Below are 13,706 nucleotides of genomic sequence, written 5' to 3'. Positions count from 1 at the left end.
CTTAGAGTTTGAACCTTATCTTTTTTCGGTCATACCTAATTCCATTAGGGAATAGTATTTTTTTGGAGTTTTTGCTTTCCTGTATAATCACTTAACTCCCACATTTTATGAAGATTAGAAAATAATTTTAGCGCGTTTTCAATATAACTATCTAGGCTTGAACTCATAGAACCACTATTTTTGATTTCTTGCTGAATTGCCTCTTTTTCGGTAGTGAATTTTTCTTTAAATTTTCGATATAACTCTACTTCTATCTCACCTATTACAAAACGCTCTTGCATCTTTTCAATTTTCTCTTCTAGAGCTTTTAAATTCTTTTTCAGAACTGGGATATTATCTTTATCTGTTTTATTAAAATATTCAAAAGTATAAGTAAGTTGCTTTTTTAAAGGAGCCACAAACTTATGATCAATTTGATATTTAGATAAGATATCTTTAAAATATTGATGTAAAACCTTTGTATTGCGATTACAAGAACAACCATTTGTTTTACACTTATAATAATAGATTCCTTTAGCCTTTACTAAGAAACCAGTCAAAGGACTACCACAAGAATTACAACTTGCAAACCCTTTAAGAGGTAAATTATCATTCTTTACATTATGTTTACTCTTATATTTATTGACTCCATTAACTTTGAGAAATATAGCTTTAGAAATGATAGGTTGGTGGATTCCTTTTACCACCTCCCCTTCTATTAAACTAGAAGAAAGTAATCCACAATAGACAGGATTTCTGAACATATCGGAGAGTCGCTGTTTATAGATTTTTAGCCCAAGCTTTTTTAAACGCTCTATAATTTCTACGTTGGTTAAGTTTTCATTAGCTTTCCATAAGAACGCTTTTTTGATGAGAGGTGCCTTATCACTATGCACTATAATAGGTTTGTTTTTTTCGTCTCTAGTATTTTTATAACCTAGAGGTGCAACCCCCATAAAATAGCCATTGAGCAACCTATGTCGCATTCCTCTAATAGTATTAGTGCTTTTAACATCATTATCATACCTACTATACAGCAAGTGGAAACCTTGCATAAAAGTACCAGTGGGCGTATCACTATCTACATTTTGAGCAATAGACAACACCTTAATTCCCTTTTTCTTTAACTCTTCCACTGTTGCAATTGCCAACCCACCTGTTCTGGAATAGCGATCTAAACTATACACAATGATATTGGTGATTTTCTTCCGCTTCACAAAAGATAACATTTCTTTGTATGCTTTTCTTTCATCCGTTTTAGCACTTTCATAAATCCCTCCGAAATATGCATACACTTCATAACCATTTTGATTAGCAAATTCTTCACATAGCTGTTTTTGGCTTTCTAAACTGGTAATCTCCTTTTGTTTAATATCAGAAACACGCGTATAGATTACTGCCTTATTATTTCGTGCGATTTTCTTTGCATTTTTCTTGGCAAAACTTTGAAATTGATCCAGATTACTCATGTTTACTTATAATTTGATGTGTTGCTACTGCTAATTGCTTTAACGTTTCTATTATTTTCAGGGATTCACTATCTGACAATTCAGCTAACCCTTCAAACTCTTTTAATTCTTCTATACTTATGACCCTTAACTCATTGTTTTCTTCTTTATTGGACATTTTGTTTACCATAGCCTTAATCCGATTGTATCGTCGGTCATAAGGTGGATTTGTACTCTTTCGGCTTGTAGCGGCCGCTTTGCTAACTACTCTGTATTCGTGTTTTATAGTGTTGAATGATTGATTTAATATCAGGATTAAAATCAAGTATGGATAGTACTTCCCAGATTAATATATTCAGTCGTAAACTAATATGATGATCTATAGTATCTTCATTAATACTCTGATTATATACTTCTTTATCCAGGATTTTAACTGAACCATCTCTTACTATTATAATAAAATAAGTTGTAGGATCTATGATTGTTTTCAGTATCACCTTGTGAAACACTAATATTTCCTGATTAACCTTTGTTTCTGAGGTGTCAAACAAATACTTTTTCACTTCTCTAATACTGATATTACTAATCCGAAAAGATCTCATTTCTGTAACGATTTTGATCCAAACCACTTCAAAAAAACTATAGCTGCTTTTCATTCCACTAGCTGCATATTTGCGATGATCATCTAATACTTCAATCTCCTTCCAGTGATGAATTTGTCTAATACTTACAAAAGGGAGATGTTCTGTCCTAAAAGACTTTTTAGATAATACTTCATTTAGTTCTATAAAATCTTTAGGAGAATGATTGTTCATTACTAATTTTTTAAATGTTTCAACAATACTACAACACGAATATAATAAAATGTTAAATTACTATATAGTAATTTAACATTTTAAAAGATTATCATCCTTATCTCCTTTTACTCGTGGTACTTAACATTAGATGCTTTAAAAAAGTATTTTAAAGGAATTACAACTCTGTATTTGGATTCTCCGTATACTTTTTCCACTTCGAGAAACCCGTAAAACCTTAAATCCCTTAGGTGCGATTGTACAGATCTGGGATGATATCCTGATACTCTGGCAATCTCTCTGGTACTTGTGTACAAGCTGGGCATAGCACCTTTTTTTACTGGTGATATATAATGGTTCCTATTATTTAAAAGCTTTTGATATAATTGACATATTGTATGCACGGTCTGAGTGGTTCCTCCTCGGATTGAACGTGTGTGACATTCCATAAAGTAATTCTCTTTTTGTATTTCTTTCCATAACTTTCTGTAATTGATAAAATATTTCCCTTGTTCCATTGCTATTATTTTATATGATTATCTTGATTAATTAGTATTAAAAATAGGTCACCTCAGAGGAAGTGAAAAAATATTTGAGTGGGATTTTAAAAGTGTAATGATTTTCATAATATTGATTGTTGATAAGAATGATATTTAGTCTTTTAATTTTAGTAATATGATCCTTAATCGTTTTACCTTCATAGCCTGTTAATTTTCCAATTTTGGATGCTACTAATTTTAGCACTGGAATTTCTGCCTCGTCAAATGACATATATCTGGATTTTCCGTTTAACATCTTTTCATACATTTTAAAAATAAGGTGCACTGTATCCATTGTACTTCCTTTAACTTCATTGGATCTAAAAGTGGTTCGATCATTAAACTCTTTGGTGATTTTCCATAATTTTTCATAGTGAATAAAATAGGTTTGTTCTTTCATTATTTTTTAATTTAAGTTCGACAATATCATTTGCATATGCTAAATCCTGCCTAATGATTTACCATAGATTGCAGCTTCATTTTTATGCTTTAATTTGGTAAATCTAAAGAAGGATATTCATAAATCCGCGTACCACTTTTGTACCCCGTGACGTAAAAAAAGTGAGTAGACCTATTTTACTGAGATGAGAGCGATCCAGGTGGTACGTAATTTTATTTAACCTAGGTTGAGAGTTCCAATATATTGCCATATAGATATCGCTATACAGGAACCTTACTGGATCAAAGTTTCTACCCTTTCATCATTTTTTCATCTTTCTTGTCAAGTTATTAAATACTTTTAATAGCTATTTAGAACCTTAAAACTATAACAGCCTATAAAGAAAACCTCACACTAATTTTACTACGGGGTTTCATAAAAACAAAGATGTCACTGATAATAATGCACTGAATAGATATAGCCGTAGTAAAAAAAACCAGGAAGTTTACTGTATCATCTTTTCTAGTACCTAGAAATTTTGTTACTAATAAAGCCCTACTTGCGGATGGCTTGTGTGGTGTATTATATGTAAGGAAATTATAACAGGTATAGTATCCACTTCTAAGAAGTCATAGACCTCAAAACTTCAATCCGAATAATTATTTCCTAACTAAATGGTAATAATAATTTCATTCTTTTGGAAGTTATTGTAATTAAGTACACTCATATAAGTATGTTATATATCCGCCTTATTTAAGAGTGAAGTCGAGATAGTTAACATCTTTTCACTACTGTGGAAGTTTTGGGATATACAAAGTTCTTGAACAGATATTTTGAAAGAAACAGTTATAAACAAAACTTCATCCTTTCGGTAGGGATGTCAGTTAAGTATTCCGAAATATAGAATATTTTATGATGATCAATTTTAAGTTTATGAAGATATCAATGTCATCCTGTCTCTGTTATTGGTTGTTTTATAAAGAGAAAGTTTATAGGTAGCAAAATATCGATGAAATTTTGAACGTCATAACTTCCATATACCAGAAGAGATGAACTCCACGTATTCCGGAATCTGGAAAAGTTCTGAAGTATCTTTTAGCATATATTAAACATATAACGATGAAAATTTCCAAGCTTTGGAAACTTTGGTAAAGAATTTTTCCAAATACTAGAAGTTTCATTAGCAGATTCAATAGGAGATAATTCTATATTTAGAAATTTTTAACACCTAGTATCCTAATTATTTGAAAAGATAATACAGCTTTAGATTGAGTTCTGGAATTTTAAGAGTATAAAAAATCATTGATGCAGAAATTTTTATATCCTCTTTTTAGGATATAGAAAAAATGAAACACCCCCCTTATTTGGCATTCTAATACTGATGAAGCTATCAGCGTTTTAGTAAATGTATAAAGCCTTTTTTTAATTTATTTATTCGATTACAGTCATTTGTAGTCATTTAAAATTGATTATTATTAAATACGTCCATTAGTAAAAATCAACAATTCATAATTTGTATATTTGAGTTATGAATGTACGACTTACGGAAGCTCAAAAAATCAAAATCTTAAATGCAGAAGATGTATTTAAGATTACACAGCAAATACTTCTTAGGCAACATAAAATCCGAAGAAATCAGGAATACTTCTGGGTGGTAGGTCTAAGTAATGACAATACTGTTCTTTTTATAGAATTAATTAGTATTGGTGCTGCAAATCGGGTACACGTTTCTCCTCCTGATGTTTTCAGGATGAGTATTTATAAGTTGGCAGTCAAAATGATATTGGTACATAATCATCCTAGTGGTAATCTTAACATATCTAAACAAGATGAAGACTTTACGGATAAGTTACTGAAAGTGGGTAAGATGATTGAAATTGACATTATTGATCATCTAATCATTTCTGAAGATAATTATGTGAGTTTTGAAGAAAAAGGATTAATTAAAAAACTTACGGAAAGTGGTTTATACGAGCTAGTTCAGAAAGAAGGTGAAATTGTTAAAGCTTTTAAATTAGAGGTTGAGCGCAAGAACGCAAAAAAAGAAGAATTACTTGAGGTTGCTAAGCGCCTTAAATCTCTGGGGTCTGATATTGATTTTATCAAAAAAGTAACTGGACTTACTAAACGAGAAATTGATAAGATTTGAATATTATGTTTTGGATTGATCTACCTTAAACATAAAACTAAAAAAAACGTTTCAAAATTTACTAGGTAGTTCAATGCAGTTGATCTATCTCATCAATGTACTTATTATCCCTTACGCCGAGATGCCCTTTTTCTCTTTAGAAGACTTGAACCGAGAGATAAAATGCTTATTAGAATATTTAATAATCTAATATAAACGAAAAGAAGCTAGTTGCCGGGAATTCTTCCAATCCGTAAAACGGGAATATCTAAAACCCTTGCCCATTACACTCTAAGAGTTTAAAAAGTATCGAAGGGCTAAAGTACAGAAAATAGGATTTGTTTATTTTTACCCAAACAAAACTAATTACAAATATATAGTAAAGAGAATCAGCTAAGAGGTACTTGCTGTTTTACTAATAATCGTTAGTAAATTGACACATTCACTGTTAGAATAGTTAACCGTTAAAGCATATATCACTATGGATATTAGTTTAAAAATCACCAATAAAAGCCCACTAAAAGACCTAGCTGTGTGGTATGAGAGATTGTCGTTTCTTCAAATATACCCTTAGTTTTCCAGATATTTCCAGCTTTAACATTGGTTAACTTTCTTTATGATCTATGTATCTAACCTGCCAATTTGTTTTTGCAAAAAAAATACTAATTATGTTATACCTGTTTTCTAATCTGGATTGTTTATTTTTAAAAATATTTAACTATTTTTCATGAAACTATTTAAAAAGATTATTGGTGTTACCATTATTATATTGATTTTATTAGTGAGCTATTTGATTTTTTTTAATTATCCGAAGCTCGATATTCTCTCGGGATATTCTGCGAAGAATATGTGTTCTTCGGTTTTTATTGGAGAAAGGAGTGTTGACTATACAGACTTAAATGACAACAATTTTTTTCCAGTGGATTTGGCAAATGATGAGGTATTTATTCAAGAAAAATATAGCGAGGCTTCTGTTTATGGATTTAAAGAAAGAAAAGCTATTTACAGAAAGGGGTTGGGAAGCACTTTAATCAATGATAATTTCGATTTAAATGCAACATACTTAACGCCGAACCGAAGTAGAATTAAAACAAATTTATCATACCCGTATGGGGATCAAGCTCAAAAGGACACAGTTTTTGAAGGAATCGATTATGATAAAATACGAGAAGCGGTTGCCAGTGTTTTTGATAAAGAAGCAGAACTGGTAAAAAAAACTAGAGCTGTAATGGTACTGCATAAAGATCAAATTATTTCAGAAAAATATGTTGATGGCTTTAGTCAAAATTCTATGGTATCAGGCTGGTCAATGGCTAAAAGTATTTTAGCAACAGTTTACGGTGTACTGGAAAAGCAAGGAGAGGTCAATATTAATAATAATGCTCCTATTGAGACCTGGAAGAATGATGAAAGAAAGGAGATTACTATTAACAATTTACTTCAAATGAATAGTGGTTTGGAGTGGGAGGAAGACTATGAATCTATTTCTGATGTTACGAAAATGTTATACATAGCATCAGATATGACAAAATCTCAAATGGATAAAAAAGCAATTCATAAACCCGGTGAGCATTGGTATTATTCGTCTGGCATTACTAATTTATTATCTGGAATTTTAAGAAATCAGTTTGATACTTATCAAGAATATCTGGATTATCCATATCGTGAATTTATTGATAAAATCGGGATGCATTCCATGGTTATAGAAACAGACATGGCTGGTAATTTTGTAGGCTCATCCTACGCTTGGGCTACCGTAAAAGATTGGGCTAAATTTGGATTACTATATCTTCATCGTGGAAATTGGAATGGACAGCAGGTTTTTGATTCTGAGTGGTTTGATTATGTCACAACACCTAGTCCTACATCAAATGGAGAGTATGGCGCACATTTTTGGCTAAATACAGCAGGAATTTCTTATCCTGATGCCCCAAGCGATATGTTTTTTGCAAGTGGCTATCAAGGACAACGGATTTTTATTATTCCTTCCAAAGATTTGGTAATTGTTCGTTTTGGACTATCAGAAGATGAAGGTGTGGACTTGAATAAGTTTATCAAGGAGATTGTTAGTGCAATAGAATAGGATTGTTAAATTCCAAAGTTTTTAAGCTTAATAAGTTTGTAACTCGATTTTAATAGAGTTTTACTTTTTTGTGTATATAAACTAATACTGATTCATTTGATTTTTTTAGAAAAAAGAATGTGTTATCAATAATTGTATTGCGAAACATAAAAGCAACCTTCATTCATTTAGGTGATATTGAAAAAGATAAAAATAGAAGTGAAAACTTCATGCCAAAACAGAAGCGATATTTTTTCCTATGGCTACTATAGTAGAGATTATAAATTATATTCTTCAAAAAGTTAAAACCAGAGGTTTGATTGTAATATTGATCCTCATAATATATTTGAAATCACAGCAAGTAGTTGGAGGGGATCAAATACTTAAGTTTTATCGTTATCTATTTTAGATAATATAATGATAATGTTCAAATGACTTCATTAAACAGGGGCTCATACTTAATCAACTAATTCTTGATGAGTAATAAAATATTGAAAACAAAAACATTACTTAAATCGATTGTGACTTCAGAATTTAAAAGTTTTAATAAAATGTTTATCGTATTGAAAATGAGTTAAGAAAATATATTGGTTGTTTAAAACCTTTAATATAATATTGCAGATTCTATCTTATGGTATTAACATAAATAAAATATAACGAAATTATTTCTGTTTAAAACAAAAAAGACTTGTAAATAATGGATAACAAGGGACATATATTACTAAAAAGAAGCTTGAATAACTTTAAAGCTGGTTTTTGTATATTAAATGCAAAGTTTATAGACCCCAACAAAGAAAATCTTATTTTTCATAGAGAAGAAAAAATGTTTTATCAAAATTTAAAATTTGATAAGAGAAAAGAAAGTTACTTAATTGGAAGAATAGCAGCCAAAAAGGCTGTATTAGAAATTCTTTTAACTGATGAATGTATTAAATCATTTTCAGTAGAATTTGGAATTTTTAAATTTCCAGTGGTAAAATATTTGAGAAATCAAAATATACAGGTTAGTATAAGTCATCGTAATAATTTCGGTATAGCTCTAGCATTTCCAGAGGAGCACCCCATGGGCTTAGATATTGAAAAAATTGATGAAAATAGAATTAATTCTATAGAAAATATGATGCGAAATAAAGAGTTTAGCTTAATTAACTCTTGTTCACTAAGTAAAAAAGTTGGAGTTACCATACTCTGGACTTTGAAAGAAAGCCTTTCAAAATTACTTAAGACAGGGCTAATGTTAGATTTTAAAATTCTTGAAATAGAATCTATCTGTAATGCAGGGGATATGTATTTGAGCACTTTTCGGTATTTCTACCAATACAAAGCTTATTCAAAAAAAATAGATGATTACATTATTTCGATCGTATTGCCAAAAAATACCCACTGTGATTTAAGTGATTTTTGGAATGTTGTTGAATATTCAATACTTAATGATTGTTAAAATCATGTTTTATACGGATTGACAAAACTTTAAAAATGAATTACTGTTTGATAAATCTTGTAAGGTTTAGAATTAGAATATTATTTTTTATACAGAATCTCTTTCTCACCAAATAATCTCTCTGAGGTTATGTTTTTATATCTACAATACTCGATTAGTTTATTAGATTGAATAATTGGGTTGGATTCATCGGTATATTTTATACTACTAATAAATTCTAGCCAAGGTTCTTGTCCCATTGCATAAATATATACCTCCTTAGGATTAAAAGTTTCAACCAACCCTTTTCCTCTTTCAAAATTAGAGCCAGCCAACCTACGTGATAAGTCCATATCTCTTTCTAGGTTTTCAGAAAGTAAAGGACCATATAGCCAAGAAAGTGGAGCTCCATCACATTCCATTCCTAAAAACAGAACATCCACATCACCTAATTCTTTTTGCACTAATTTATAAAGTTTAGATTCCAAATTACAAGAATCGGCTACAAATAGCATTTTAAAGTTTTTAAAACTAACATTGTAACATATCTTGGAGTGTATGTTTAAATCCGAATGTTCTCCAATAAAAGGAACTCCCGTTATTTTACAATCAAAAAAGTCAATCGTTTCCATTTCATCGATCTCAATGATATTATTAAACCCAATACTATTAAACATTAGTTTAAGGCTAGGGTCTTGTAAAGACTTATTTGATCTGGGTACTATTATATTTTTTATTTTATGTCTTAAAGGGATTAATGTTTCTAAAAGAACATGATCCTGATGGTTATGAGTGATTAAAACATAATCGATTGTTTCTGGTAAATCCATGTCAGAAAAGCGCTCAACTTCATGCGGATAACCATAATAACTAATTACGGGGTCCAACATTATATTGATGTTTTTAGATTCTATTAAAATACTGGCATGTCCAAAATACCTCATTCTTATGTCTTTACCTTCATACTTAATATATTTCTTCGGTTTTTGGTTTGTGAAAAAAGAATTAAAAACTTTTTCTTGTTCTTTTGAGATATTTAATTTATTTTTTATTTCTAATAAAGAATTTGGAATTCTTTTCATTTTGCTTAGATAATCAAGATTTTCGTCATTGAAACTAACATTTAAATGTAGTTTATCATTCTCTTCTATACGAGGTGTGCTCAAAACAAAGGGTCTCTCATCATTTTTTGTAAGCCAAAGCAAAATAGTTTGTGAACTTGGATTATAAAATTCACTTTTATATAAAAGAGGTTCAAAAAACCTATAGGAAGGTTGACAATTCAAATCATAATGTAATTCTACGTAACCTTTTAATATTTCTGGAATTTCAGAATACAAAGGTTCTAATGAATATCCATTTGCCTTACTCTTTAAAAGTAAATCTAGTTCTTTAATAGCACCACTAAATGCAATTAAATTCTTTTGTTTAATTAAAGTTTCATTTTTTAAATTCTCGATATCTTCAACTCTTTTTCCCTTATAATCAATAAATGGTCCTCCTAGCATTTTCGGACTTTTTACCGCTGCAGCATGGGTAGATGGAGCTTGAATATAAGAACTCATTATTTTCAGATGTCTTCCAGAAATATTCATGGCGCTTGTTGCAGGAGAAATTAAGTGACTCCAAGCATACCAATTGTCAAATAGTGGTTCTATAACAACATTAGGTTTTAAGTATAAATTATCATTATCCATCTTTTGTAGCTTAAAAATTATTTTAGTAACTATATCTTGATTTTTTTAGATCTTAGATTTAAATTTTTTGAACTCTCATGAGCTTTACAAAGTTTTTGCATAATCAATTGAGGGTGTTTGAAGATGAAAAAATGGTCTCCATTTAAAAATTCAGGCTCCACAGGAAACACAGTTTCTTTACCCCAATTTTCTACTTCGGATATAGAAGTTTTTTTATTTCCTGTTCCAACTTCATCCTTTCCAAGGCATACGTGAATAGGAATAGGAAATTGAAAGTTCATTTTTTTATATTTATAATTTTCAATCGCTTTAAAGTCGTTTTTTAATATGGGGTAATATAAGTCCAAAAGTTCTTGACACTCTAAAATTTCATCAGTAAGACCTCCTATTTCACGGATTTTTTTCCAAAACAAAGGATTTGGAAGCGTTGACGTTTTTTCTGATGAATTCGTTTCCGGAGAACCTCGTCCGGTAAAAAACAGACAATTAGGCAAAGGTAGATTGTTTATTATCAATTTCTTAACTAGTTCATAGCCTAAAAGAGTTCCCATGCTGTGTCCATATATAATGTAGTCTCCTTTTGGTATATGCATTATTATTTGTGAGAAGAGATCGTTAACCATTAGAATTAAATCGTCAAGAAGCTTTTCTTTAAATCTAGCACCTCTCCCAGGAAGCTCCAAAGTGATCCACTCCAGATTTCTAGGCTTCAGTTTTTCGATATCTCGATAACTCTGCTTATTACCTCCAGCGAATGGTAATGCTATTATTTTTATTTTGTATAATTTATTATCCATTAAATTTTTAAAACAACTGTTTACTTTCTGCCTTAATTAGTATCTAAATTGATTTTATATAGTTTATCCAATTTCTGCACTGCGGTACTTCGTCTAAAAATTAGTGCTATTGAAGCAAGAAATATTCCCGAAAATAGAAAAATAACTAGTATAGATATTGTTGTGTTTGTTCCAGGTAAGTTACTTTTAAATGTCATAGAACTATTAAAAAAAGTACTCAACGAATCTACCATTATTCCTGATAATAAGAATGACATTGGACCCGCAATTCCAATAAGTAATCCCATAATCCCATAAATTCTGCCAAGCATATCTTCTGGAATTATTGTTTGATAAAACGCAGAGTTTGAAATTCCCTCAATAGTAAAACATAGTACTACTACAAATCCTCCAATTGCAAGAATATATAAATTAAATTTAAACATTAAAATAATAAGAATGAGTCCTATTATAATATTTAATGACACTATCGATTTGATAGGCTTTTTAAATCCTTTACTATTACTCATAATTATGCTACCAATAAAAGAACCAAGACCAATAAATGATAAAATAAGACCTAAAATATATTCATCCGAAAAATCTAAGATTAATGGTGTAAATAAAATTTCAACAAGGCCTAAAGCAAAACTACCTAAGAATGAAAATATAATCAAAGAAATGAGTCCTTTTTTTTCGCGAATAAAAGCTATTGTAAGTTTTAAATCTTTAACTATACTAAATTTATCATTGGATTTAATATGCACGGTGAAATTCAAAAAAGAAAAGAAAATAATAGATACAATAAAAGTAATAATGTCAAAAAACAGTATTGAATGGATACCAATTGCTTTATAAAAAACTGGTGCAGCAACAGGAACTCCAATTTCAACAATAGAATACATTAAAGTTGACAACCCCATTGCTTTCATTAAGTTATCTTTAGAAACCAATGCTCTTGTGGACACAAAAAACGCACTATATACAAACATATTTGCCACGGAACCAATACCTGCTACTGCCATGATATGCCACGGGAGTAGTATATCTTGTAGTTTTAAAACCATCAAGATTATACTTCCTATACCAGCCAATAATTGTCCATATATAATCATTTTCTTTTTGTTCCACCGATCTACTAAACTACCAATAACGAGAGCTAAAATAACTTTGGGAATTGCTTCAAAAAACCAAATAAGAGAATATGATGAAATATTTGAGTTTGGTTGGTCTAAAACCCATATTGCTAATGAAAAATCAGTAAGATCTGTTCCTAGCATAGAAAATGTTAGTAATAATAAATATATAAAGTACTTTTTCATTGTTATCTAAGCTATTATTAGTTGATTAGAATTTTCTATTTTGAATATTTATTTCGGCCATTTAAATACCGAGCTATTTCGCTTACGTGTGGTTCATTCAAAAGAGTTCCGTGATTTCCAGAAACCTTACATGTATTTACTTTACTATTTGTATATTCCTGCCACCCATTATCATTCATTTCAAATAATTTTATAATTTCATTTCGCTTCTTTTTAGCTATTGATAAGTTAGATGGTAAAATTTGAGCCTTAAATAAAGTAATTTTTGTATCTATTTTTTCTTTTGGATTTGGGCAATATTTTAAAGTAGCATTATTCATAAACACTTTTATTTGTCCTTCTATTTGTTCTTTTGTTGCTTCTACATTTGCTTGACTTACTAGATAACATAAAAAACTAAGTTTTTCTTTTTTAGATTTGTTTTTTAGTTCTTTACTATCAAGAATAATTGAAGTTTCAAGTTCTTGGTTAATCATCTCTACTAAAGAAAGAAGCTCTTTTTCATAGCTTACATTTTGTAGAGAAGAGATTCTATTTTTTATCGCTGGAGCTAAGGAATCAAATATAAATAATTCGATGACTTCAAAACCTTTTCTTTTTAATTGTAGAGCCATTTCAAAAGCTACTTCTCCTCCAAATGAATGACCACCTAGAGAATATGGTCCAAGAGAATCAATTTTTTGCATTTCTTTTATATAAAGGGTTGCCATCTCTTCAACTGTTTTTAAAATTTTAGATTTTCCATCTAATCCAGGACATTGAAAAGCGTAGAATGGTTGTTCCTCTCCTAACAATTTTGCTAAATCATAATATATTAAAGAAGTACCCGCTCCAGTTGGAGGACAGAATATAGGACTTTTATTACCTTTGCTATTATATGTTAAAAGTATTTCATTTTCATTTTCATTTTTTGAATAAAAGTTCTCATATATTGTAAAAATATTATGATATTGAAATAATTTGGATATACTAAACTTTTTCTTATTAAATAGTTTATTCATCCGGCTAGTTAATTTTATAGCCAATATAGAATGTCCTCCAAGTTCAAAGAAATTATCGTGTATTCCAACCTTTTCTACTCCCAGTAATTCTTGCCAGATCTCAGCCAGTTGTTTTTCAATGTCATTTCGTGGGGCTACATAAGATGCGGTAGCTGCCTCTG

At 30.0% G+C, this 13,706-nt stretch carries 12 protein-coding genes; 3 read left to right on the top strand and 9 right to left on the bottom strand.

What is annotated here, in order from left to right:
- Window positions 1–44: 44 nt before the first annotated feature.
- From ABD816_RS14300 to ABD816_RS14280, 5 genes are all read right to left on the bottom strand, one after another.
- Window positions 45–1,448 (bottom strand): recombinase family protein, encoded by a 1,404-nt coding sequence (locus tag ABD816_RS14300; RefSeq protein WP_344928513.1) that lies wholly within the window; start codon window positions 1,446–1,448, stop codon window positions 45–47.
- Complete coding sequence (locus tag ABD816_RS14295; RefSeq protein ID WP_344928512.1) at window positions 1,441–1,605, bottom strand: hypothetical protein; 165 nt, start codon at window positions 1,603–1,605, stop codon at window positions 1,441–1,443. The genes ABD816_RS14300 and ABD816_RS14295 overlap by 8 nt, the downstream gene beginning before the upstream one ends.
- A gap of 82 nt (window positions 1,606–1,687) precedes the next feature.
- The gene (locus ABD816_RS14290) at window positions 1,688–2,242 is read right to left on the bottom strand and encodes a hypothetical protein (RefSeq protein ID WP_344928510.1); all 555 of its coding nucleotides are present in this window, start codon (window positions 2,240–2,242) and stop codon (window positions 1,688–1,690) included.
- A gap of 107 nt (window positions 2,243–2,349) precedes the next feature.
- Window positions 2,350–2,739, bottom strand: coding sequence for a hypothetical protein (locus ABD816_RS14285; protein WP_344928509.1), 390 nt, complete (start codon window positions 2,737–2,739; stop codon window positions 2,350–2,352).
- 37 nt (window positions 2,740–2,776) lie between these two features.
- Window positions 2,777–3,160, bottom strand: a complete 384-nt coding sequence (locus ABD816_RS14280; RefSeq protein WP_344928507.1) for a hypothetical protein — start codon at window positions 3,158–3,160, stop codon at window positions 2,777–2,779.
- Window positions 3,161–4,667: 1,507 nt separating this feature from the next.
- Between ABD816_RS14280 and ABD816_RS14275 the strand changes: the two genes are divergently transcribed.
- From ABD816_RS14275 to ABD816_RS14265, 3 genes are all read left to right on the top strand, one after another.
- Window positions 4,668–5,288, top strand: a complete 621-nt coding sequence (locus tag ABD816_RS14275) for a JAB domain-containing protein (RefSeq protein WP_344928505.1) — start codon at window positions 4,668–4,670, stop codon at window positions 5,286–5,288.
- Window positions 5,289–5,994: 706 nt separating this feature from the next.
- A complete protein-coding gene (locus tag ABD816_RS14270; RefSeq protein ID WP_344928504.1) occupies window positions 5,995–7,350 on the top strand; it encodes a serine hydrolase domain-containing protein in 1,356 nt (451 codons plus the stop codon).
- 676 nt (window positions 7,351–8,026) lie between these two features.
- The gene (locus ABD816_RS14265; protein ID WP_344928502.1) at window positions 8,027–8,770 is read left to right on the top strand and encodes a 4'-phosphopantetheinyl transferase family protein; all 744 of its coding nucleotides are present in this window, start codon (window positions 8,027–8,029) and stop codon (window positions 8,768–8,770) included.
- 80 nt (window positions 8,771–8,850) lie between these two features.
- Here the strand turns inward: ABD816_RS14265 and ABD816_RS14260 are convergent, their stop codons facing one another.
- From ABD816_RS14260 to ABD816_RS14245, 4 genes are all read right to left on the bottom strand, one after another.
- Entirely contained in the window at window positions 8,851–10,446 is a 1,596-nt protein-coding gene (locus ABD816_RS14260; RefSeq protein ID WP_344928500.1) for an MBL fold metallo-hydrolase, read from the bottom strand.
- Between the two features lie 29 nt (window positions 10,447–10,475).
- Window positions 10,476–11,243, bottom strand: coding sequence for a thioesterase II family protein (locus tag ABD816_RS14255; RefSeq protein ID WP_344928498.1), 768 nt, complete (start codon window positions 11,241–11,243; stop codon window positions 10,476–10,478).
- Between the two features lie 32 nt (window positions 11,244–11,275).
- On the bottom strand, window positions 11,276–12,544 hold the full coding sequence (locus ABD816_RS14250) for an MFS transporter (RefSeq protein ID WP_344928496.1): 1,269 nt from the start codon (window positions 12,542–12,544) through the stop codon (window positions 11,276–11,278).
- A 35-nt stretch (window positions 12,545–12,579) separates the two neighbouring features.
- Window positions 12,580–13,706, bottom strand: a 1,127-nt coding sequence (locus tag ABD816_RS14245) for a thioesterase domain-containing protein (protein ID WP_344928493.1), incomplete at its 5' end; no start/stop codon positions are given.

The sequence above is a fragment of the Aquimarina addita genome, from assembly GCF_039539305.1.
Taxonomy (GTDB): Bacteria; Bacteroidota; Bacteroidia; order Flavobacteriales; family Flavobacteriaceae; genus Aquimarina; species Aquimarina addita.
This window is presented reverse-complemented; position numbering and strand designations above follow the sequence as displayed.